The sequence below is a fragment of the Gloeocapsopsis sp. IPPAS B-1203 genome (assembly GCF_002749975.1).
GTDB lineage: Bacteria > Cyanobacteriota > Cyanobacteriia > Cyanobacteriales > Chroococcidiopsidaceae > Gloeocapsopsis.
In genome coordinates, this window is sequence record NZ_PEIG01000005.1 from 294,823 (window position 1) to 313,549 (window position 18,727).

Sequence of the window (18,727 nt, forward strand, 5' to 3'; positions counted from 1 at the left end):
TGAAGTCTAATCGAGAAGGTGACTCGAATGAAATATATTTCACTACAAACCGAACAGCAGAAAAATTTACAATACGATGTAGGATGTGTTCTATCATACCGAGAATTAATTAATGATAGAACAAATAGCAAACTTGATGACACGCGAGTATTAGGAGTTGTTGCTGCCGGAAGAGATGCAAATAATTACTTGCCTTACACAATTCCCCAAACGATTAAACAAATTTCTGCAATGGGGTTGGGTGCGGATATTGTTATTGGATTGAACAATGGGTTTGACTGTCCATCAGTTATAGAACAGTTTAAATTATTAGCCAATGTACAAGTTATTTTATTATATACAGGAGAAAAATTAGCTAATAATACGCCAGCACAAATATTTGATAATTCTCAGGCAGAAGGTACACCATATTGTGTGAATAACTTATGCGCACCTTTACTACATAGAATCTTCATCGTATATCAAAAACAAGGAATACACTCCCCTGGCAAAATACGTGTTTTAGGAGATATTTATGGTTTACTTTTAAGTAGTATAAAATGCGGTTGGATACCACCAGCAATCTTAGTTGCTTTTGACGCTGAATCTCACTTTTTAGTTAGCGATCGCACATTACATCTTCAATTAGGTTCAGATGGCTTAGGTCTAATAATTAAGAAGCTGCACAATCATCAAGACATAGATCTACTAGGAGCAAACAATAGGTATGTTGTTTATCATCCCATTACAATAGAGGGTAATAAAGTTTTTGTCCCTGCTTTTTCTGAGGAACTACCTCCAATTCAGTGGTTTCTAAACCTACTACATGGTAGCTACGCAGGTTATCAATACAAACCTGCAAGTTGCACAGTTGGTAAGACTGATGTCATGATCAGTTTGTTTACTGTCATTGCTCAAAGATATCCAGGAGCAAGGCTTGATGATGTTCACCTCACTATATTGGCTAAAAATGCAGGCTTTCGGGGTGATATATTTATGGATATCACATCTACTAATAGAGTCCCTAGTCCTACAGAACTTGCAAGCGATCAACAACTACAATTTGCTTGGAAAGAACAGGTTTATAGATGGATTGCTGGATTATATGCTTTAGAATTTAACTATGGTAAACATTATGTTACGCCAATTTGTACTGCTTATTTTCCCTTTAATGTTGTATTAAACCCCATAACTTTTTTAAATCGATTTAGAAAAGCAGAAAAACTCACTTTAGATAATATATTTAAGAAAGTAGTGTTATTGTTATCTGCTGCCATAGCATTTATTCAAATCAAAAGAAAAGCATCAAATGAGCCTGATATTCTTCAAGGTTCTCAAGCTAAAGCTTCTTGGTAAAGTTTGAACTAGCTTGTAGGTATTATTGCAACCTTAATCACTTGACGTGCTTTCATATCCTGAAAGACTTGCTCTAAATCTTGTAATGGGCGCCGTTCGCTAATCAGCAACTCAAACGGAATCACGCGACTTGCTAGTAATGATAAAGCAGCACGCACGTATTTCGGAGTATTATGAAAAACACCTTTTAAAGTAAGTTCGCTGTAATGCAGTTGTTCTGTATTAACTGTAATTGTCGTATCTCTAGGACAACCACCAAACAAATTTACAGTACCACCAGGGCGCGCACAGGCGATCGCACTTTCCCAAACTGCAGGTATTCCCGTTGCTTCAATCACTACATCTGCACCCCAGCCTGCGGTGTGTTCTTTAACGACAGATGGCGTATCTTCAATTTGGCGATAATCAAAAGTTTTCGCTGCACCCAACTTTTGCCCAATTTGCAACCGCTGCTGATTTCCCCCAAACAACAAGACACGATTTCCTCGTTGGGCTAATACCCCAACAAACATTAGCCCTATTGCCCCATCTCCCAAGACAACCACAGTATTGTACTGTGACACATCAGAACGCGCAATCCCATGCAATACACAAGCTAGAGGTTCAGTCATTGCAGCTAATTCGTAGCTCAAGTCAGCAGGAACACGCAACATATTTCGTTGCACAATCGCCGCTGGAATTTTAAGATACTCTGCAAATGTCCCGTTGTTCCACGTTAGATTTGGGCAAAGCGAATATTCTTCACGTTGACAAAAAAAGCATTTCATGCAAGGAGCCGAATTATTCGCAACGATGCGATCGCCTACTTGCCAATTTTCTACACCATTTCCCACAGCTACAACCCGCCCAGATGCCTCATGCCCGAACAATGTTGGTAGCTGAAGCATTTTAGCATGATTTCCGCGACGCCAAACTTTTAAATCTGTACCACAAGTGGTTGCTACGGCTACCTGAATAACCACCTCACCTGCTGCTGGCGTGGGTTCAGCAACTTGTTCTAGACGTAAATCTTCTTGACCATAGAGTAATGCTGCTAGCATTAACTATTCGTATCTATCTTTCTACCCAATTCTACCAGGCACGCTACGCCTCAATTCCAGATTTGACAACTTGTTTAGGCTGCGATCGCTGTACGGCAACTTCTGATACTGGTAACTTACTCACAGCCAGTATTGGTACTTCTTGCCAGCATGACGTACAAAACCAGTACATTCCTCCCTGACGAGCGTGGCGCAGTAAAGGATTACCGCAGCAAGGACAGTTATTATTGGTATTCATAGCACTATTATCCCTATATTTAAAGCTGTTGATTGATTTTGCAATTAAGCCATAAAACTTGGCTTTTATTTTCAAGATAGCTAGTCTCTCTAGCGAACGTATCAAAAAAATTTCTTTCTTTTAATTGAGGAGTTAAAATCCAATGTGCTGCTTGCTGTTTTTTCATACCTCTCCTCTGCCAAGGTAGCAGAGCAAACGGTTTTTATAAGTAAGATTGATGAATTCACCTTAATTAACTGACTAATCTGTTAATATCTTTTCTTTTTGATTTGTAAATTTCAAAGTTTAAGCAGTAACAGCATTAGTATAAGTCTCTTTGCGGTATGATTCCACAATAAGGCTGATTATGGAATGTTCCCATCTATCCTAGGAATTATTCTTTGTGTAGCATCTATTCCCGCGATCCCCGTTACTAATAGCACTATTTAATATTGATTTTGCCTGCTCAAGAAAACTAAAAATGTTTTCTAAATATTTAGAATAAATAACCGAAAACATTCAAATTAAAGTTTTCTTTGCTCACTTATTATTCTATGAAAAACTATTTGTTTCCTTCGTTTAAATTACTAAGACACTGACGTTTTTTAATAAACAAGCACGCTATTTCTTTAAGTAAAAAAACATCTAATTAAATGAAAGTTGAAGGAAACTTTAGCTTAGACAAGTATATGTAATGCTTAAATTAACTCTTATCTGTTGTATTTAAAGCAAATTCAAAGCTAAATACTTATTTTCTTTCCTATGACGCTGCGATCGCCCTCAAGCCCAGGCTAACGGCTGTTAGCAGACGATCGTAACCAACGCTTGCCTCTCTTCCTATACACCTTCTTAGTTGAGTACTCTAGAGCTAACAAGTAAAATTACATTTTTTATTATTTGTTTACATTCGCTTATTACTGCTTCACATACTCAGTTTTACTTGTTTCAATAGCTCTGAAAAATTTATTAATCTTGACTGAAATTTTATCTTTACAAATTCTTTTTAAAACTACACTCAATGATGTTAATTAAGTAAAGGTGCTTGACCATTGACAAAATTTTGCAGCAGCACTGACACTATTTTTTCATGAATCAAATTTCGCAAAACTTAACGATTTTGCTAGCCAATGGCTAAAGATAGTGGGGTAATGGTACCACTACCCTAATCAGTATCCAACTAAGATGTAATTTCTAGTTTAGCTTCAAAATGGTATCTTTATGAAATCTAATATTGAAAACCAGCATCAGCCTCCTGCCTTGGAAATCAGTACATCGCGGCAATTCATATCTTGGTTATCTGAACAAAATGTCAGCCTTGCTTTTACAACCTATCAGACAGGAAAGTTATTTTTAATCGGTATAGCAAGCGATCGCCGTTTATCAGTATTTGAACGAACCTTTGAGCGCTGCATGGGGTTGTGGGCGAGTCCCGATCGCTTGTACACGAGTTCTTTGTATCAAATCTGGCGCTTTGAAAATGCCCTAGAATCAGGTCAATTACACAACGGTGGCTACGATCGCCTTTACGTTCCCCAAGTTGGATACACCACAGGCGACATTGATATTCATGACATTAATGTAGATAGTCAAGGTCGAGTCATTTTTGTTAACACCTTATTTAGCTGCTTGGCAACAATTAGCGATCGCTACAGTTTCATTCCCCTGTGGCAACCACCCTTTATTTCTCGACTCGCTGCTGAAGATCGCTGTCATCTTAACGGGTTAGCAATGGAAAATGGTCAACCCCGCTACGTTACTGCGGTGAGTCAAAGTGATGTTACCGATGGTTGGCGCGATCGCCGTCACAATGGTGGCTGTGTTATTGATGTTGCCAGTAACGAAATTGTCCTTTCTGGTCTTTCCATGCCTCACTCACCAAGAGTTTATCGCGATCAGCTTTGGTTACTCAATTCTGGTACTGGCTATTTCGGTACAGTTGACGTCAATTCTGGTAAATTTAATGCTATTACTTTTTGTCCTGGTTACTTGCGCGGACTCGCATTATGGGGAGATTACGCCGTTGTTGGTTTATCTAAAATGCGAGGCAACAAAACTTTTTCCGGACTACCCCTAGACGAAAACCTTGTCGCTAAAGATGTCGAACCGCGCTGTGGTTTACAAATCATTGATCTGCGTAGTGGTGATATTGTCCACTGGTTACGCATCGAAGGCATGGTAGAAGAACTGTACGACGTTGCCATCATTCCCAATGTCCGCCAGCCTATGGCACTAGGCTTTAAATCAGACGAAATCCGCCGCACAGTGACTATCGGTTCTTTGTAGAAGATGAGTGGCTAGTTGCTAGTGACTAGTGACTAGTTATACCGTGCTTGAAAGGTGCTACACGATCAAGCAAGGAGTAAGAGTGCAGAGGAGACTAAGAGACAGGGAGTTACTCGTTAAGAGTGTTGAGTTAAGAAAATTCTTCTAATTCAAAACGTGCTAAGGCACCGCTACGCTAACACGCATTCAAAACTAACCACTAGCCACTAGCCACTAACCACTAACTCCTAGCCAAAAGCCACCAGCCAGTAGCGACAATATTTTCACCTCTTAAAACTCTCCTGACTGCCATCAGCCAGCGATTCGTTTTTGTTTTTGCTCCCACCCAGGGATCGAGTGTTGTTGGAAGTTCAGTATTCAATCGTAAAGGAAGTTGTGCGGTAGAGAAAGACTGTGCATAAGCTGGTGTGAGAAAAGGTGCGTAAGCCTGTGCTTCAGGTGTTAGTTGCTTAATAAAAGCGACCATTGTCCCAGAGGCGAGTTGGCGCAGAGGTATTGTTTCATCTCCCCAACGTTCTTTAACCAACGTTCGCACACTTGCTGCACGTCCCAAATTACCAAGATCGCCAATACTCAAATGCGTACCACCGATCGCCGTAATCAGATATTTTTGACCCTGCAACTGATTAAACGGACGTAACTGATGATTCAGCACCGGAGTCACGGCATCTTCTGTACCTGCTAGCATTAATACAGGAACTGTTACTTGCGTTAAGCCCATTTTACCAAACAAATTACCAACCAGTGGGTTCAAAGCAACAATTTGTGCCACGCGGCGATCGCGTAAATTCAATCGTCGTTCTGGCAGATCAGCAGCAGCGCATTGTAACCAATCAGCGGGTGCTTGTCCTAACGCCGAAATCCCCCGACACGACTGCCGCACAGCGTCTAAATCTACCTCGCCTCCAGCCAATGCTAAAGCAGTGTAACCACCCAGTGAGTGACCAATCACCGTAACTTGCTGCGTATTAAACTTGCCTTGGAACCATCCAGGTTGCTGATTGTATCTTGCCAGTGTATTCAGGACAAAAGTGACATCCTGTGGACGATGAACAAACTCTTGCGCCGGAATGATTTCATTAGGATCGTTGGCAGCAGATACGCTTCCTAAGCGTTTGACACTACTTCCAGGATGTTCCAGTGCCGCAACTGTAAAACCGTACGAAGCTAAATGCTGCGCAGTCGAGGCAAAAAATCGGCGATCCGAACCAAAGCCATGCGAGATCACAACCATCGGTCCCTGAGAATTTACACTCGCATACAAATCTACAGGAATTGTGCGAAATCGCTGTCGGTCGGTGAGAAAGAGCGTCTGTTGCTGTACCGTTTGCGAACCACGAGTGGCTGGATTGAATCTTGGTAATTGAACATTACTGGTTACAGGTGCTAACTCGCGTTCCAGCAATGGACCGATCGCTTGACTTTGCCAATAAGTCGGATTAAACTGCAGTGCCAAACTCACCACAGCACTCGCATCAACTGTAATATTTTCCTCAGGATATGCTCGTAGCAAACTGATTGCACTCAGTCCGTTAAACTGCCGTGCTGCTAGTGATACTGTTGCTTGAAGTTGATCGACCGTTGTATTGGGAAGCGCTGCACTTACAGAATCAATCACTGTTTTTCCCGTAGGCGATCGCAACACCTGTGCCACAACTTTGTCAGCAACATTTGGGTCTACTTGAAGTTGACGATTCAAAAATTCACGGACTTGTGAATTTAAAATTGGCGTATAAAAACGTAGACTGCGCGGTACTTCCCCTGTTTTGGCAAAATGTTCCAAATCTGAAACAGCAACTTGTTGCTCCAATGGTCCTAACCGTAGCGTGACTCGTTCTGCCGCGAAAGCAGTAGATGTCATTCCTCCCCAACCATAAGCAAGTGTAATACTGCAAACCAATCCTTGTGTCAATTGCCAAGATTGGCGACTTCCCAACAGATGCCCTCTAAGCTCAAACTTCATATTCCCTGATTGCGGCAACTACCGATGTACTTTGTTGGAACAAACTTGATTTGCGGTTCGTCCCTCGAATCATAAGTGCATACGCCTGACCTGCAATTGATTGTATTCCAGGTACTCGTTTAACGTGCGATACTTAATTACAATTGCAGGTTTTTATCATGTCTATGTTAAACAATGTTTGGTACATAATAAACCTGAATTTAACTGACTATTTCTCTATTTTAAATGTTGAAATCACTTAAGTAATCTTTATTTAAAATATGTGTTTACCCTAGCATTAACTTTCTCCAATAGTTCAAAACACCACATAAAATAGTGAGAAATAAAATTCTCGGAGAATCATCGACAGCGGGATGTATGAAAACTAAAGTATCTAAAGCCTTAACCCAACCAGTTGCCGGTTTAGCTCTGTTAGCTATGGTTGCAACGACTTATCCATCTCCGAGTTGGGCACAACTTCCAGCCCCAACAGCTGCGGTACAAGAAAATGTAGAATACACCTTGGATGGTGGCGATCGCATCCGCATCAACGTTTTTGAAGTGCCTGAATATAGCGGTGACTATCAAATTCCTCCTGGTGGCGACCTGTATTTACCCTTGATTGGTCGTGTCGTTATCCGAGGGCTGACTCAAAATCAAGCAGCAGAGTTAGTTACAACACGTTATGCTCGCTTCCTGCGCCGCCCCATTGTCACAGTTAGTCTCATCGCTCCTCGCCCGATTAACGTCATTGTCTCTGGCGAAGTTATTAGCCCTGGCTCCTACACAGTAGGACTACAAGGCGGGGCTGGTGATAATCCTGGCGTACAATACCCCACCATTGTCAGTGCTTTAACTCTTGCCCAAGGAGTCACGCTGGCAGCAGATTTGCGTCAAGTACAACTGCGCCGTCCTCAAGGTGGTAATTTACCGGTACAAACTTACAATATCGATCTCACTCAGCTTGTCCGCACAGGTACTGTAGATCGCGATCTGACTTTACGCGATGGCGATACTATTTTTATTCCTACTGCAACAAGTATTAACTTAGCCGAATTACGTCAATTTGCTTCTGCCAGTTTTGCTGTACCCGCAAATAGACCTCGTACTGTCACAGTTGTTGGTGAAGTTAACCGTCCTGGTTCTTATGTTGTCACGGGAGGTGGTGTTAGTACAGCAGCAGCAACAGATCAAGGCGGAAACCAAGGAGGTGCTAATAATAATGGACTACCCACGGTGACGCGAGCAATTCAACTTGCAGGCGGGATTACATCAGAAGCTGACATCCGCAGTATCTTGATTCGCCGTCCTACCAAATCAGGTACAGAACATTCTATTAGTGTTAATCTTTGGGATTTACTCAAGACAGGTGATGTTGCTCAAGACACACTTGTGCAAGAAGGAGATACGATCGTTGTTGCCACAGCAACAGATGTCAACCCAGCCGAGGCAACTGAATTAGCTGATGCTAACTTCTCACCAGCTACAATTCCAGTCAGTGTAGTCGGTGAAGTCAAAACTCCAGGAGTGCTCAATTTACCGCCCAACACTCCGATGAATCAGGCAATTTTGAGTGCGGGAGGATTTAATAATGCTCGCGCTAGAAGAAATACTGTAGAGTTAGTTCGCCTGAATCCTGATGGTACTGTGACAAGACGGAACATCGAAACAAATTTTGAACAAGGTATCAATGAGCAAACAAACCCTCGACTCCGTGCTAACGATATTGTTGTTGTCAATCGCTCTGGTATAGCTCGGATCGGCGATACTCTAGGAACCGCTTTTGGACCTTTAGGTGGTGTAATCAACATCCTCCGCTTTATCGGCTTCTAATTAAAGTTGGAGGTTAAGGGATGTTATGCCAAATTTGTACATCCCTTCTCTTGCATGAACGCGAGTGCAAATGACTTCGCCGCTAGACAAACAAAAGACCTCCTGCATGAAGAGAATCGCGAATAAATTCGCTACTAGATAAACAAAGTCCACCTCCGTGGACTTACCTATAAAGATCTTTCTTTAGTGTGCCTCCGCACACTTCGTTTGGATAGCCCCGACTTGAGTCGGAGGAAGAGTGCAATTCATGCTGGAGAACCAACATCAATAAAATTTCCCAGTCCTTTTTGCTGTAGTTGTTGTAAAAAGAACTCTTCTAAAGAAAGACGAGACAAGTTCATTGCTATAAGTTGAGCCTCAGTCTGATGCAAATTCTCTAAAAACTTGTGTGGTTCGCCTTGTAGTTGCCCATGCCAGGAACCATCAGGTTCAACGATAAGATGATGCAGCCATTGGTTTAGCATACTGCGATCGCCACCTTGTCCTTGAATACTATAGGTATTTGGTTTACCTAAGAGTTCTTCTAGCGAACCCGTACAAATTAACTCACCTTGTGCCAAGATTGCAATGCGATCGCAGATTTGTTCGACTTCTGACAAGATATGACTATTAAAAAAAATCGTCTTACCAAGGTCTTTAAGCGCTAAAATAATCTTCCTCATCTGGTAGCGTCCGATCGGATCGAGACCTGACATCGGTTCATCTAAAAAGACAACTTCAGGATCGTTAATCAGTGCTTGAGCTAAACCAATGCGCTGTAACATTCCTTTAGAATACTGCCGCAGTTGTTTTTTCTTGGCGACTGACTGCGCTAAACCTACTAATTCGAGTAATTCAGGAATCCGCTGACGTTTGATAGCATGAGGCAGTTGAAATAACCCTGCAGCCATTTCTAGGAATTCCCAACCTGTTAAATAATCGTAATAGTAAGCATTTTCTGGTAAATAGCCAATTTTTTGTTTAGATATGCGATCGCCTAATGGTTGTCCTAAGAGAACACCCCGTCCTCCTGAAGGACGGATAATACCTAATAAAAGCTTAAGTAAAGTGGTTTTGCCAGCGCCATTTGGTCCTAATAAACCAAAAGTTTCTCCTTGATAAACACTCAGGGAACATCCTTTGAGGGATTCTATTTTCTGATTTAACCAAAAGCCCGTACGATAAAATTTTTTAAGTTCATACGTTTGGATCGCAGGCAAAGTTGATGCCGTTTTTCTTTGTTGTAAAGTAGATGATGAATTAAGTTTTATTTTTATTTCAGTATTCATGGCGCGATCAACTTATCCAGCAACGCCTAAGAATTATGGCAAATTTAACTTATATTATGCTGCGATCGCCATCAGCGTTTGTAAAGTAGCTTTGCCAAGTTGCGACTAATTGTTTAGCTGCTACTGTGCCTTCTTGCGGAAAATCTAAAAACTCTTTATCTGTGCTGGGGTCATACGGTCCTTCTTTGAGTTCTAATACTATAGTATCTGGAGCTAATGCCACTAGTGTGTGATAAGTTCCCTCTGCAAGTTCTACACCCCTTGTATCGCCCTGCGCACTAACTCGCTCTTGATGGAGAATTTGACCTTTTTCATCCATAATAATCATGCCTAGTTCTCCTTGCAGTACCAAGAAAAACTCAAAACCATTGACTTGTGAACTTCTTTGATGTCGATGTGGGCGAACATAAGTACCAGGTTGCAGGACGTTCAGAAATCTTTGAACTCTTTCACCTAGTTCGTGAAAGTTATAATTTTGTCGTAACCTCGGACTACTACGAGCCTTTTGGGTAATATCGTCTAATAAATCTTGAGTAAGACACTTGAATTGAGGAGTTGCCACGTAGGTATCCTGTAAATCTACAACTTAGTTATATCATCTTGCATTTGTTATCCAGCTGATCTTTTTGCCAGCGATCGCCAAGCTTTACCCACATCTTTAATACCTTTTTAAGTCACCTATCAGCACATAACTACTATGCAAGTTTTTCTTGAAACACCGCGCTTACTTCTACGAAACTTTACTGAAAAAGATGCTGACAATTTGTATGAACTTGACAGCGATCTTGATGTAATTCGCTTTACCAATTTAGGAATAATTAAAGGAGAGAAACCTATTAATATAGATTATGAAACTATTAAAAATATAACTTTACCAAAATGGCTTACTTACTATGAAAAATACGAATTTTACGGAATTTGGGCAGCAATAGAAAAGTTAAGTAACGAGTTTATCGGTTGGTTTCACTTTCGACCTGCATCAGACAACTTATTCTATTTCAATTTAGGATTTTATGATAATTCAGAAATAGAGTTAGGTTATCGCTTAAAAAAACCTAAATGGAATCAAGGCTATGCAACAGAAGGTTCTAAAGCGTTGATAGACAAAGGCTTTTCAGAGTCAGATGCTTTAAAGGTTGTCTCTATGGCATTAGCAAATCATACAGCATCGATTCGAGTTATGGAAAAAGTAGGGCTTAAGTTTGTTGCTAAATACTTTCACCCAGAAATTCAGATGGATGTAGTGAAATATGCATTAGACAGAAGTGAGTATATGGTAGCTTCTAAAAAGAATATTGCTAACTACTAAAATAGTACAAAATTGATTTGTGATTTTACCAAATTTGCTTACTTTATCGCTTGGCGGGCTAATTGCTGGTATCCTTGCAGGTTTTTTAGGAATTGGCGGAGGAACTATTCTAGTTCCACTCATGGTAGCGTTGGGATATACCCCATTACAAGCCGTCGCAACAAGTAGCTTAGCCATTGTGATTACATCAATTTCTGGTAGTATCCAAAACTGGCGGATGGGGTATTTTGATAGTCAGCGAGTGATTTATCTGGGGCTTCCTGCTTTATTCACAGCTCAGATCGGAGTTTATTTAGCAAGTCAATTTGCTTCATATCAACTATTAATTGCCTTTGGCTTATTACTACTAACTAATATTTATCTCGTAGATTTGAAAAAACGCCTTGTTAATCTGACAAGTAAAGAAAATCAAAGGGTTAATCCAGCGATCGCGCGATTTTGCACTGGAGGCGCTGCCGGAATCTTAGCAGGTTTATTCGGTGTAGGTGGTGGTGTCATTATGGTACCAATGCAAATGCTACTACTAGGAGAGCCGATTAAGATTGCAATTCAAACAAGCTTAGGTGTGATTATTCTCACAGCTATTTCTGCTTGTCTTGGGCATGCTCTGAGTAATAATGTCCTTTTTATGGAAGGTATTGTTCTAGGTATTGGTGGATTATTAGGTGTTCAATTTAGTACTCGCATTCTACCTAAGTTACCAGATAAGACTGTTAGCGTTATCTTTCGTTTAATGTCGGGGATATTGTCAATCTATATGTTTTGGCAAGCTTGGCAGATCTTACACAGTTAATAGTCTCTTGTGTTCGTAGGAAGTATTTATTACAAATCAATACTAATCTATTACAATAAAGAAGTATCTATTGCAAGTAAATATTATAAAACTTTCTGTTCTCTAAGCTTGAGAAAAAAATAATGATACCAGAAATGTACGATTTAATTAGTAATTTCAAAATTATTTAAGAATTTATTTTGTGTTTCTTCTACTTTTCAGTACATAGCATTTTTAAAACAAAGGGTATTACTTTTCAGTTTTGATACTATGTAAAACTAAGAATTAAGAAGATCAGAGAGATTACGGTTTTTCTGTTTGCACTAGCACTGCTACAGCAAAAAAACTATGTAGTTATCCGTAATCTTACTGAAGGCAACTATTAATTTGGTTTGGTAAAAACATAGTAATTGAAATTCATAGTTTCCTAAGAGAGGAGTATAAATAAATAAGCCAACTTTAATAGATAATTAGCATTTAGTAAAAAATACTTTTTTTCAACTATAAAGAAAAATATTTTTTCTATTCTTTTGTATTCGTATTAGTGTATTATTAATACATTAAATAATAAGCTCTGATTTAAAGAAAAACTGTGATTAATAATATAATTAAGAGCAATTTTATTTGAGCTCAACAAAAGTTCTATCTAAGCTTGAAAAGCAGCAAGAATAAACAATCGCGATCGCTAACCACAATCATCTAGATTTGTAGCCAAATTAGCTCAACTTATATAAATTGTGGTCTGCATTAGTAGCAGGATGAATCATAATGCAGAATATTAAACTCAACACAGAAGTATTACCTACTATTTTGGCTGTAGATAGTAGCCAAACAATGCAAAAAGAAATTCAATCTATACTATCTGATTACTGCCGCGTTTTAGTATCGAGTAATGCAGTAGACGCCTTAAATTTAATCTATTACGAAAAAGTTTCCTTGCTAATACTTGATATAGCAACACCACATATAGACGGTATTGAACTGTGTCGTACAGTACGAGATATGTCACAATTTCACAGCTTGCCAATCATCATGCTAACAGCAAGAAATAAATTTGTCGATCGAGTGAAATACAGCCTTGCAGGAGCAACTGCTTACATTACCAAACCCTGCGAACCCCAAAATTTATGTGAGATAGTAGCTCAATACCTATATTCAGAGTCAGTTGCAACTACACTGTTTAGAAGTGTCAAATACTGAACTATTGGACGATTATATAAATCACTCTAAAACCCTAGTTGTAGAGAGCTTTTATTGCTTTCACACTGCTAATTTTTAGTACAAAGTTATTGGCAGAAAGCTGGGTGAACAAAATTAGCTTCAACCCTTTTCCCGCAACTTAAGTAATTGAATGATTCTCGCACTACTCTATAACTGCCAATAGCTGTAATCTAAACCAAATACTGGATGGAGTTCGTGAACTTCACAAGCCCACTGAGTCAGGTAAGATGTGATAATGTCTCGAACGTCTGAGTCATAAACTTCACCATGTTTTTTACCAACCTCTTCTCTCAGTTGATGAAGTTGCCGACGCACCTGCGGTAAAGGTTTTGTTGAAATAGCTCGTTTCAGCTCGTACATCATTTGACTCACAGCAAGATTTCCAGCATCATCAAACATTGCCCAGTCGTTATACTCTTGCATAATAATTGATCTCTTCATTTTTTGTTATCTTAAATGATAACAAAACGCAGCCATTTCGTTACAACAAAAGTTAACACTCGTTTTTAGCTGTTCTGTCATACTTGAAACTATGGGAAAAGCAGGTCAAGCACTCAGAGAAGTATTAGAGACACACAATATTAGCCAAAGTTTACTGGCTAGAGAACTGGGCGTTGAGCGTCCGATTGTTTTCCGTTGGTTTCACGAACACACAGACCCCACTGCGGAAACTGTTGTCGAGATTGTCCAATCTTTACAAAAGATCAATACAGCGGCTGCTACAGATTTTGTGCAAGTCTATTTAGGTAACTTGACACGCAGCACGGATCGCACTTCAACCCAGGAGCTACCTAGGTCAGATCGAGTTAATGTTTCGCTGCTATCGCAAATTTTTGATAATACCACCAACTCTTACAAATACCTTTATTTCCTTTCCCTGTTAGGCATCATCCGAAGAAGACAGTTTGATACTTTATCGCCAATCAGTTTTCAAGAAATCGTTGTAGAGATGCTGGCGAATGCTTGGTATCCACACAATTACTTTAAACTATCTTTTGGAACACAAGATCAAATCGCAAATAAATTAGAATCTCTGGTTTTAGAGATAACTGAACCAATCTTAAAATTTAGAGATACAGATAAAAAGCTCTTAAGAAGAGCAATTCAATCTCAAACTATTGATGATATTGCTACTTTCATTAGTAGATATGTTCCTTTTCGTCTCATTCGTCCGTTTTTTAATCAAGAGACCAAGGGTTTAGTAGATGCTAAAGTTAACCAAATTATTGTTAATCTTTCTAAGCATCAATTTGATGTAATAAAGCCTCTGTATCACTTTGACTCTGAATATGTAAAAGATTGTAAAGGAATTATATTACATCAAGACTGGGTAGAATATATTGCTGAAAACTATTTAGTCGTTAGAGGCTGGGCATCGTGGGAATGGTTAAATTATATGCAACACAGAAATCTTACTGTTCCCAATGTTGTTAATAAACTATTTATGCCTCAACAAAGAGATTCTTTAGTACAGCAAACGAAGTATTGGAAAATTATTTTAGATAATCAAGATGTTGGGTGTATTTACTCCAAGCTTAAATTAGATAAAGAAAAACTATCACTTGATCACTATTTACCTTGGTCATTTGTTGCTCACGATCAACTATGGAATTTAATTCCTACTAGCCCTTCTGTTAATTCTACTAAATCAAATAACATTCCTTCCCAGCATTATTTTGATGACTTTGTTAAATTACAGCATTTAGGATTGAATATCTCCTATCAATATCTTTCTAAAAATCAATGGTTAAAATACACTGAATCTTATGTAGCAGAACTTAGAGTCAGTCAAGCTGACGACTTGCTAAGGTTAGAAATTCTCAAGAAAGCATATGAGTCAACAATTATACCTTTAATTTCTTTGGCAACTATTCAAGGATTTACCCCTAATTGGATCTACTTGTTAGAGTCAGCAAAAAATAACTAAATGAATGTTCTTAAGACATCCCTATACAAATTGCAGCAATGCTAGACAATGGTTATAAAAATGCTGCTTATGCGATCGCAGAGTTAATAGATAATTCTATCCAATAAAAGTATTAACTTAGCAATTCAGGGAAGCATATTTACTGATACAAGTGCTAAACCCTGCATCGCGGTGTCGCCAGTAGAACACAAAGCTGTTCTAGACACCTGTGATGCCCTAGTCAAAAAGGAATTGGCTGAAATAATCAGCCTCCGTGTTGACTCAAAAGGTAGACTTGACCTTGAATATCTTGAGCAAATCTGTGCTAGCGGCATCTCCCTGTTATGTGTAATGGCAGCTAACAACGAAGTGGGTAATATTTATCCCATTCAAGCAATTAGACAGATTGCCCAAAATTATGACATTCCCTTGCTCTGCGATGCCTCCCAAGCTGTAGGAAAAATCCCCTTAAAATTTGCAGAGTGGAGAATCACTTACATGGCAATTTCAGCCCATAAACTCTATGGTCCTAAAGGTTCTGGGGCGTTAGTTGTCAGCAAAGGATACCATCTAAAACCAATTTTATTTGGTGGCGGTCATCAAAATGGTATGAGATCGGGTACTCTCAATGTTCCTGGTATTGTTGGATTAGGGGAAGCCTGTCGCCTGCGACAACTAGAAATGGAAGCTGATGAAAAAGAGATCGCATCCTTGCGAGATAAATTACAAAGCATATTACTAGATAAAATTCCTGGCTTAGTCGTCAACGGCGATCCGAATTCTCGTCTTGCAGGGAATCTGCATATTTCCATTCCTGATATTCCTAATAGTGCAATAATTGCGAGAGTGCGATCGCACTTAGCTATTTCTACTGGTGCTGCTTGTTCTTCTGGAGTAGAAACACCTTCGCACGTCTTGCAAGCATTAGGTTTACCGAATAATCTAATTGAGGGAGCATTACGCATTGGTCTTGGTAAATTTACAACTGAACAAGAAATAGACCAAGCCGCGAATCTTCTTTCTACTGTTGTTAGTCAAACTCGTCAAGTTATGGTTTAGACTTAGCTCGAGAGTTAAAAAGCTGAGGCTGTTTCAGTAAGTACTCACCAAACAATACAAGCTCTTCAGCATTTTAAGAAAGCTAGCTTTATATTTGGAGAAATATAGATAATAGGCAAGCTCTTTGTTGAATTACACACCACACGGAATGAAACAACTAAATATATCTTTTAACTCTTGGATATCCTCATTTTTGATTGGATACTCAGAGTATCGATAAATATTCCTTAATTGTTCTGGTGTTTTATTCTTTAGAGATAAGATTTCAACTCCGATAACTTCGTCATTTTCATCTAAATCAAAGACAATATCTTCCTCTATCTCTATTGAATCTACTACTGACTTAGGACTGAACTTAATATAAGCATCGTCTGTAGCTTTATCATAAGTAAATTTCATCTCACACCTTCCCTTTCATCCCTCTATCAAAGTGCACAATGTATATAGTGAATGGTATGCCTTCTTTTGACTTAACAACCTTAAGAATCCTACCTCCATTCTCTTCAATTTTCTTGTAAACATACTCTCTATCAAGACATCTTTCATGAGGTTGTTTCAAATCAGGGTTTAGTAAGGCTTGAAGGACCCATTCTTCCTTTTATTTCTGAAGTATTCTGTCTTGTGCATGGTCGGTAAGGATAAAGATTTCATGCGTCGTAACACACTTAGTAATTAGTTACTACCTCTCTCTTACTCCAATACAAATAAATTAGAAATATCACACTGAAAGTAGCTACAAAGAGTAAACGCAGTATCCATATCCGCTTCATGCTTGATAGGATAAGTGCTACACACAATAGATATATCCGAAGTAGAAGTGAAACTGAAAAGCTCAAGAAAAATTCTGGTTTCTTTTTGTCTCATTCAATTGCATCAAGATATATCCTGAGCTATTCCTATTACTACGAGAGCTATTGCTAATTGCTAGACGAGTTGAATTATCGTGCTATGAATTAATGAGGAACAAACTTGAACTATTGAGCTACAACGACTATCAGACACTGAGACAGGAGTTTAAGACATTTTTTAGACTACACTCTTTACCATACATCAAATGAAGAAGTGTTGAGATAGTTTAATACACACTTAAACAGGATTACTTAGTCAAGCGGGTGATGGGACTCGAACCCACGACGTTTACCTTGGGAAGGTAACATTCTACCACTGAATTACACCCGCAGTTGTATTATAGATAGTATTTATCTTTCAACGGTAAGAAGACCCTCGGTATAGCGTAGCTTACCGTAGGGATGAATTAACGACCGAGACTTTACTCTTTTTAGGGAACTTGACACTTCCTAAAATAGCAGATAATAAGTCTAAGGTCGATGGTTGGTATATGATTGTCTACGAATTTAAGGCTGTAATCAACAAACAACAAACGATGGCAATTGAGGAGGCAATACGTACTACTCAATTCATCCGTAATAAGTGCTTACGGTTTTGGATGGACAATCAAAAAATTAAACCTTACGACCTTAATAAATATACTGCTGTTCTAGCTAAAGAGTTTGAGTTTGCTGATAAACTAAATTCGATGGCAAGACAAGCAGCAGCAGAGCGAGTAGCTTTTGCAATTAAACGATTTTTCGACAACTGCAAAGCTAAAATACCAGGGAAGAAAGGGTATCCTCAATTCCAAAAGAATAACCGCTCTGTTGAGTATAAAACTTGTGGATGGAAACTATCACAAGACCGAAAGTATATTACTTTCACTGATAAATGTAGTATTGGCAAGGTAAAACTTAAAGGTACTTACGACCTACACTTCTACCAACTTAAGCAAATTAAACGAGTTAGGATTGTGCGTCGTGCTGATGGTTACTATATACAGTTCTGTATTGATGCGGAGCGGAATTTAGACCTACAACCTACTGGTAAAACGATAGGTATTGATGTAGGTCTAAATCACTTCTACAAAGACAACGAAGGTAATCAAGTAGAGAACCCTCGTTACCTACGTAAAAGTGAGAAAGCGATTATACGATTGCAGCGTCGAGTAAGCAAGAAGCAGAAAGGTAGTAGCAATCGTAAGAAAGCAATAAAACGTTTAAGAAAAAAGCACTTAAAAGTAAGTCTCCAGCGTAAAGACCATGCTGTAAAGTTAGCACGGTGCGTAGTGAGGAATAGCGACTTCGTGGCGTATGAAGACTTGAAAGTGCGTAACATGGTTCGTAACTCTAAACTAGCAAAATCAATCAACGATGCTAGCTGGTCTTTGTTCACTAGTTGGCTAAGTTACTTTAGCCGTGTTTTTGGCAAAGTTGTAGTTGCTGTTCCACCACAATATACTTCTCAAAATTGTAGTAACTGTGGCGAAACTGTGAAGAAATCTCTATCAGTAAGAACTCATATTTGTAAGTGTGGTTGTGTATTAGATAGAGACGAGAATGCAGCCAGAAACATATTAGCTAAAGGATTAAAACTAGCTGGATACTTAACGTACCCTGGGGAGCAGGGAAACGATAACGCCTTGGGAGAGAATCCCCTCTACTTAACTTTGGAAACAAGGTTAAGCAAGGGAACTCACTGAACAAGGAAT

The 18,727-nt window shown here is 39.2% G+C and carries 16 protein-coding genes, 1 tRNA gene and 1 pseudogene; 9 read left to right on the top strand and 9 right to left on the bottom strand.

Annotation, left to right across the window (positions count from 1 at the left end; all coding sequences use genetic code 11):
* Positions 1-27: 27 nt before the first annotated feature.
* Positions 28-1,335 carry a hypothetical protein gene (locus CSQ79_RS11235; protein WP_099701253.1) on the top strand — a complete coding sequence of 436 codons (1,308 nt, stop codon included), beginning with the start codon at positions 28-30 and terminating at the stop codon, positions 1,333-1,335.
* 8 nt (positions 1,336-1,343) lie between these two features.
* Here CSQ79_RS11235 and CSQ79_RS11240 read toward each other — a convergent pair whose 3' ends face one another.
* Genes CSQ79_RS11240 through CSQ79_RS27685 form a run of 3 tightly spaced genes read right to left on the bottom strand, consistent with a single transcriptional unit; the run spans position 1,344 to position 2,779 of the window.
* Positions 1,344-2,375: a zinc-dependent alcohol dehydrogenase gene (locus tag CSQ79_RS11240; protein WP_099701254.1), complete on the bottom strand. Its 1,032-nt coding sequence runs from the start codon at positions 2,373-2,375 to the stop codon at positions 1,344-1,346.
* 43 nt (positions 2,376-2,418) lie between these two features.
* Positions 2,419-2,613 carry a hypothetical protein gene (locus tag CSQ79_RS11245; RefSeq protein ID WP_099701255.1) on the bottom strand — a complete coding sequence of 65 codons (195 nt, stop codon included), beginning with the start codon at positions 2,611-2,613 and terminating at the stop codon, positions 2,419-2,421.
* 19 nt (positions 2,614-2,632) lie between these two features.
* Entirely contained in the window at positions 2,633-2,779 is a 147-nt protein-coding gene (locus CSQ79_RS27685) for a hypothetical protein (RefSeq protein ID WP_289501042.1), read from the bottom strand.
* A 1,031-nt stretch (positions 2,780-3,810) separates the two neighbouring features.
* Between CSQ79_RS27685 and CSQ79_RS11250 the strand changes: the two genes are divergently transcribed.
* Positions 3,811-4,875 carry a TIGR03032 family protein gene (locus CSQ79_RS11250; RefSeq protein ID WP_099701256.1) on the top strand — a complete coding sequence of 355 codons (1,065 nt, stop codon included), beginning with the start codon at positions 3,811-3,813 and terminating at the stop codon, positions 4,873-4,875.
* A gap of 220 nt (positions 4,876-5,095) precedes the next feature.
* Here the strand turns inward: CSQ79_RS11250 and CSQ79_RS11255 are convergent, their stop codons facing one another.
* Positions 5,096-6,838 (bottom strand): alpha/beta hydrolase, encoded by a 1,743-nt coding sequence (locus CSQ79_RS11255; RefSeq protein WP_099701257.1) that lies wholly within the window; start codon positions 6,836-6,838, stop codon positions 5,096-5,098.
* Positions 6,839-7,195: 357 nt separating this feature from the next.
* On the opposite strand from CSQ79_RS11255, the gene CSQ79_RS11260 reads away from it, so the two are divergent.
* The gene (locus tag CSQ79_RS11260; RefSeq protein WP_099701258.1) at positions 7,196-8,650 is read left to right on the top strand and encodes an SLBB domain-containing protein; all 1,455 of its coding nucleotides are present in this window, start codon (positions 7,196-7,198) and stop codon (positions 8,648-8,650) included.
* Positions 8,651-8,895: 245 nt separating this feature from the next.
* Here CSQ79_RS11260 and CSQ79_RS11265 read toward each other — a convergent pair whose 3' ends face one another.
* Both CSQ79_RS11265 and CSQ79_RS11270 read right to left on the bottom strand, forming a co-directional pair.
* Entirely contained in the window at positions 8,896-9,918 is a 1,023-nt protein-coding gene (locus CSQ79_RS11265) for an ABC transporter ATP-binding protein (protein ID WP_099701259.1), read from the bottom strand.
* 49 nt (positions 9,919-9,967) lie between these two features.
* The gene (locus tag CSQ79_RS11270; protein WP_099701260.1) at positions 9,968-10,480 is read right to left on the bottom strand and encodes a WbuC family cupin fold metalloprotein; all 513 of its coding nucleotides are present in this window, start codon (positions 10,478-10,480) and stop codon (positions 9,968-9,970) included.
* A gap of 135 nt (positions 10,481-10,615) precedes the next feature.
* On the opposite strand from CSQ79_RS11270, the gene CSQ79_RS11275 reads away from it, so the two are divergent.
* The 3 genes from CSQ79_RS11275 to CSQ79_RS11285 all read left to right on the top strand — a co-directional run bounded on the left by CSQ79_RS11275 (position 10,616) and on the right by CSQ79_RS11285 (position 13,199).
* The gene (locus CSQ79_RS11275; protein ID WP_099701261.1) at positions 10,616-11,227 is read left to right on the top strand and encodes a GNAT family N-acetyltransferase; all 612 of its coding nucleotides are present in this window, start codon (positions 10,616-10,618) and stop codon (positions 11,225-11,227) included.
* 19 nt (positions 11,228-11,246) lie between these two features.
* A complete protein-coding gene (locus CSQ79_RS11280) occupies positions 11,247-12,020 on the top strand; it encodes a sulfite exporter TauE/SafE family protein (protein ID WP_099701262.1) in 774 nt (257 codons plus the stop codon).
* Positions 12,021-12,767: 747 nt separating this feature from the next.
* Positions 12,768-13,199: a response regulator gene (locus CSQ79_RS11285; protein ID WP_099701263.1), complete on the top strand. Its 432-nt coding sequence runs from the start codon at positions 12,768-12,770 to the stop codon at positions 13,197-13,199.
* A gap of 168 nt (positions 13,200-13,367) precedes the next feature.
* Here the strand turns inward: CSQ79_RS11285 and CSQ79_RS11290 are convergent, their stop codons facing one another.
* A complete protein-coding gene (locus tag CSQ79_RS11290) occupies positions 13,368-13,661 on the bottom strand; it encodes a hypothetical protein (RefSeq protein WP_289501043.1) in 294 nt (97 codons plus the stop codon).
* Positions 13,662-13,752: 91 nt separating this feature from the next.
* On the opposite strand from CSQ79_RS11290, the gene CSQ79_RS11295 reads away from it, so the two are divergent.
* Together CSQ79_RS11295 and CSQ79_RS11300 are read left to right on the top strand one after the other, a co-directional pair.
* The gene (locus CSQ79_RS11295) at positions 13,753-15,147 is read left to right on the top strand and encodes an HNH endonuclease domain-containing protein (protein WP_099701265.1); all 1,395 of its coding nucleotides are present in this window, start codon (positions 13,753-13,755) and stop codon (positions 15,145-15,147) included.
* Positions 15,148-15,246: 99 nt separating this feature from the next.
* A pseudogene (locus tag CSQ79_RS11300) lies at positions 15,247-16,185 on the top strand (cysteine desulfurase family protein); the annotation flags it as partial.
* Positions 16,186-16,317: 132 nt separating this feature from the next.
* On the opposite strand, the gene CSQ79_RS11305 reads toward CSQ79_RS11300, so the two are convergent.
* Together CSQ79_RS11305 and CSQ79_RS11310 are read right to left on the bottom strand one after the other, a co-directional pair.
* A complete protein-coding gene (locus CSQ79_RS11305; protein WP_099701267.1) occupies positions 16,318-16,584 on the bottom strand; it encodes a DUF2283 domain-containing protein in 267 nt (88 codons plus the stop codon).
* 708 nt (positions 16,585-17,292) lie between these two features.
* Positions 17,293-17,364 (bottom strand) — tRNA-Gly (locus tag CSQ79_RS11310).
* A gap of 160 nt (positions 17,365-17,524) precedes the next feature.
* On the opposite strand from CSQ79_RS11310, the gene CSQ79_RS11315 reads away from it, so the two are divergent.
* Complete coding sequence (locus CSQ79_RS11315; protein ID WP_099701268.1) at positions 17,525-18,718, top strand: RNA-guided endonuclease InsQ/TnpB family protein; 1,194 nt, start codon at positions 17,525-17,527, stop codon at positions 18,716-18,718.
* Positions 18,719-18,727: the final 9 nt, after the last annotated feature.

Bases quoted from the DNA above. Each gene is read 5' to 3' on its own strand.
- CSQ79_RS11265 (WP_099701259.1), bottom strand. From the start codon at position 9,918: ATGAATACTGAAATAAAAATAAAACTTAATTCATCATCTACTTTACAA.
- CSQ79_RS11315 (WP_099701268.1), top strand. From the start codon at position 17,525: ATGATTGTCTACGAATTTAAGGCTGTAATCAACAAACAACAAACGATG.
- CSQ79_RS11260 (WP_099701258.1), top strand. From the start codon at position 7,196: ATGAAAACTAAAGTATCTAAAGCCTTAACCCAACCAGTTGCCGGTTTA.
- CSQ79_RS11285 (WP_099701263.1), top strand. From the start codon at position 12,768: ATGCAGAATATTAAACTCAACACAGAAGTATTACCTACTATTTTGGCT.
- CSQ79_RS11295 (WP_099701265.1), top strand. From the start codon at position 13,753: ATGGGAAAAGCAGGTCAAGCACTCAGAGAAGTATTAGAGACACACAAT.
- CSQ79_RS11240 (WP_099701254.1), bottom strand. From the start codon at position 2,375: ATGCTAGCAGCATTACTCTATGGTCAAGAAGATTTACGTCTAGAACAA.
- CSQ79_RS27685 (WP_289501042.1), bottom strand. From the start codon at position 2,779: ATGAAAAAACAGCAAGCAGCACATTGGATTTTAACTCCTCAATTAAAA.
- CSQ79_RS11290 (WP_289501043.1), bottom strand. From the start codon at position 13,661: ATGAAGAGATCAATTATTATGCAAGAGTATAACGACTGGGCAATGTTT.
- CSQ79_RS11235 (WP_099701253.1), top strand. From the start codon at position 28: ATGAAATATATTTCACTACAAACCGAACAGCAGAAAAATTTACAATAC.
- CSQ79_RS11245 (WP_099701255.1), bottom strand. From the start codon at position 2,613: ATGAATACCAATAATAACTGTCCTTGCTGCGGTAATCCTTTACTGCGC.
- CSQ79_RS11255 (WP_099701257.1), bottom strand. From the start codon at position 6,838: ATGAAGTTTGAGCTTAGAGGGCATCTGTTGGGAAGTCGCCAATCTTGG.
- CSQ79_RS11250 (WP_099701256.1), top strand. From the start codon at position 3,811: ATGAAATCTAATATTGAAAACCAGCATCAGCCTCCTGCCTTGGAAATC.
- CSQ79_RS11275 (WP_099701261.1), top strand. From the start codon at position 10,616: ATGCAAGTTTTTCTTGAAACACCGCGCTTACTTCTACGAAACTTTACT.
- CSQ79_RS11305 (WP_099701267.1), bottom strand. From the start codon at position 16,584: ATGAAATTTACTTATGATAAAGCTACAGACGATGCTTATATTAAGTTC.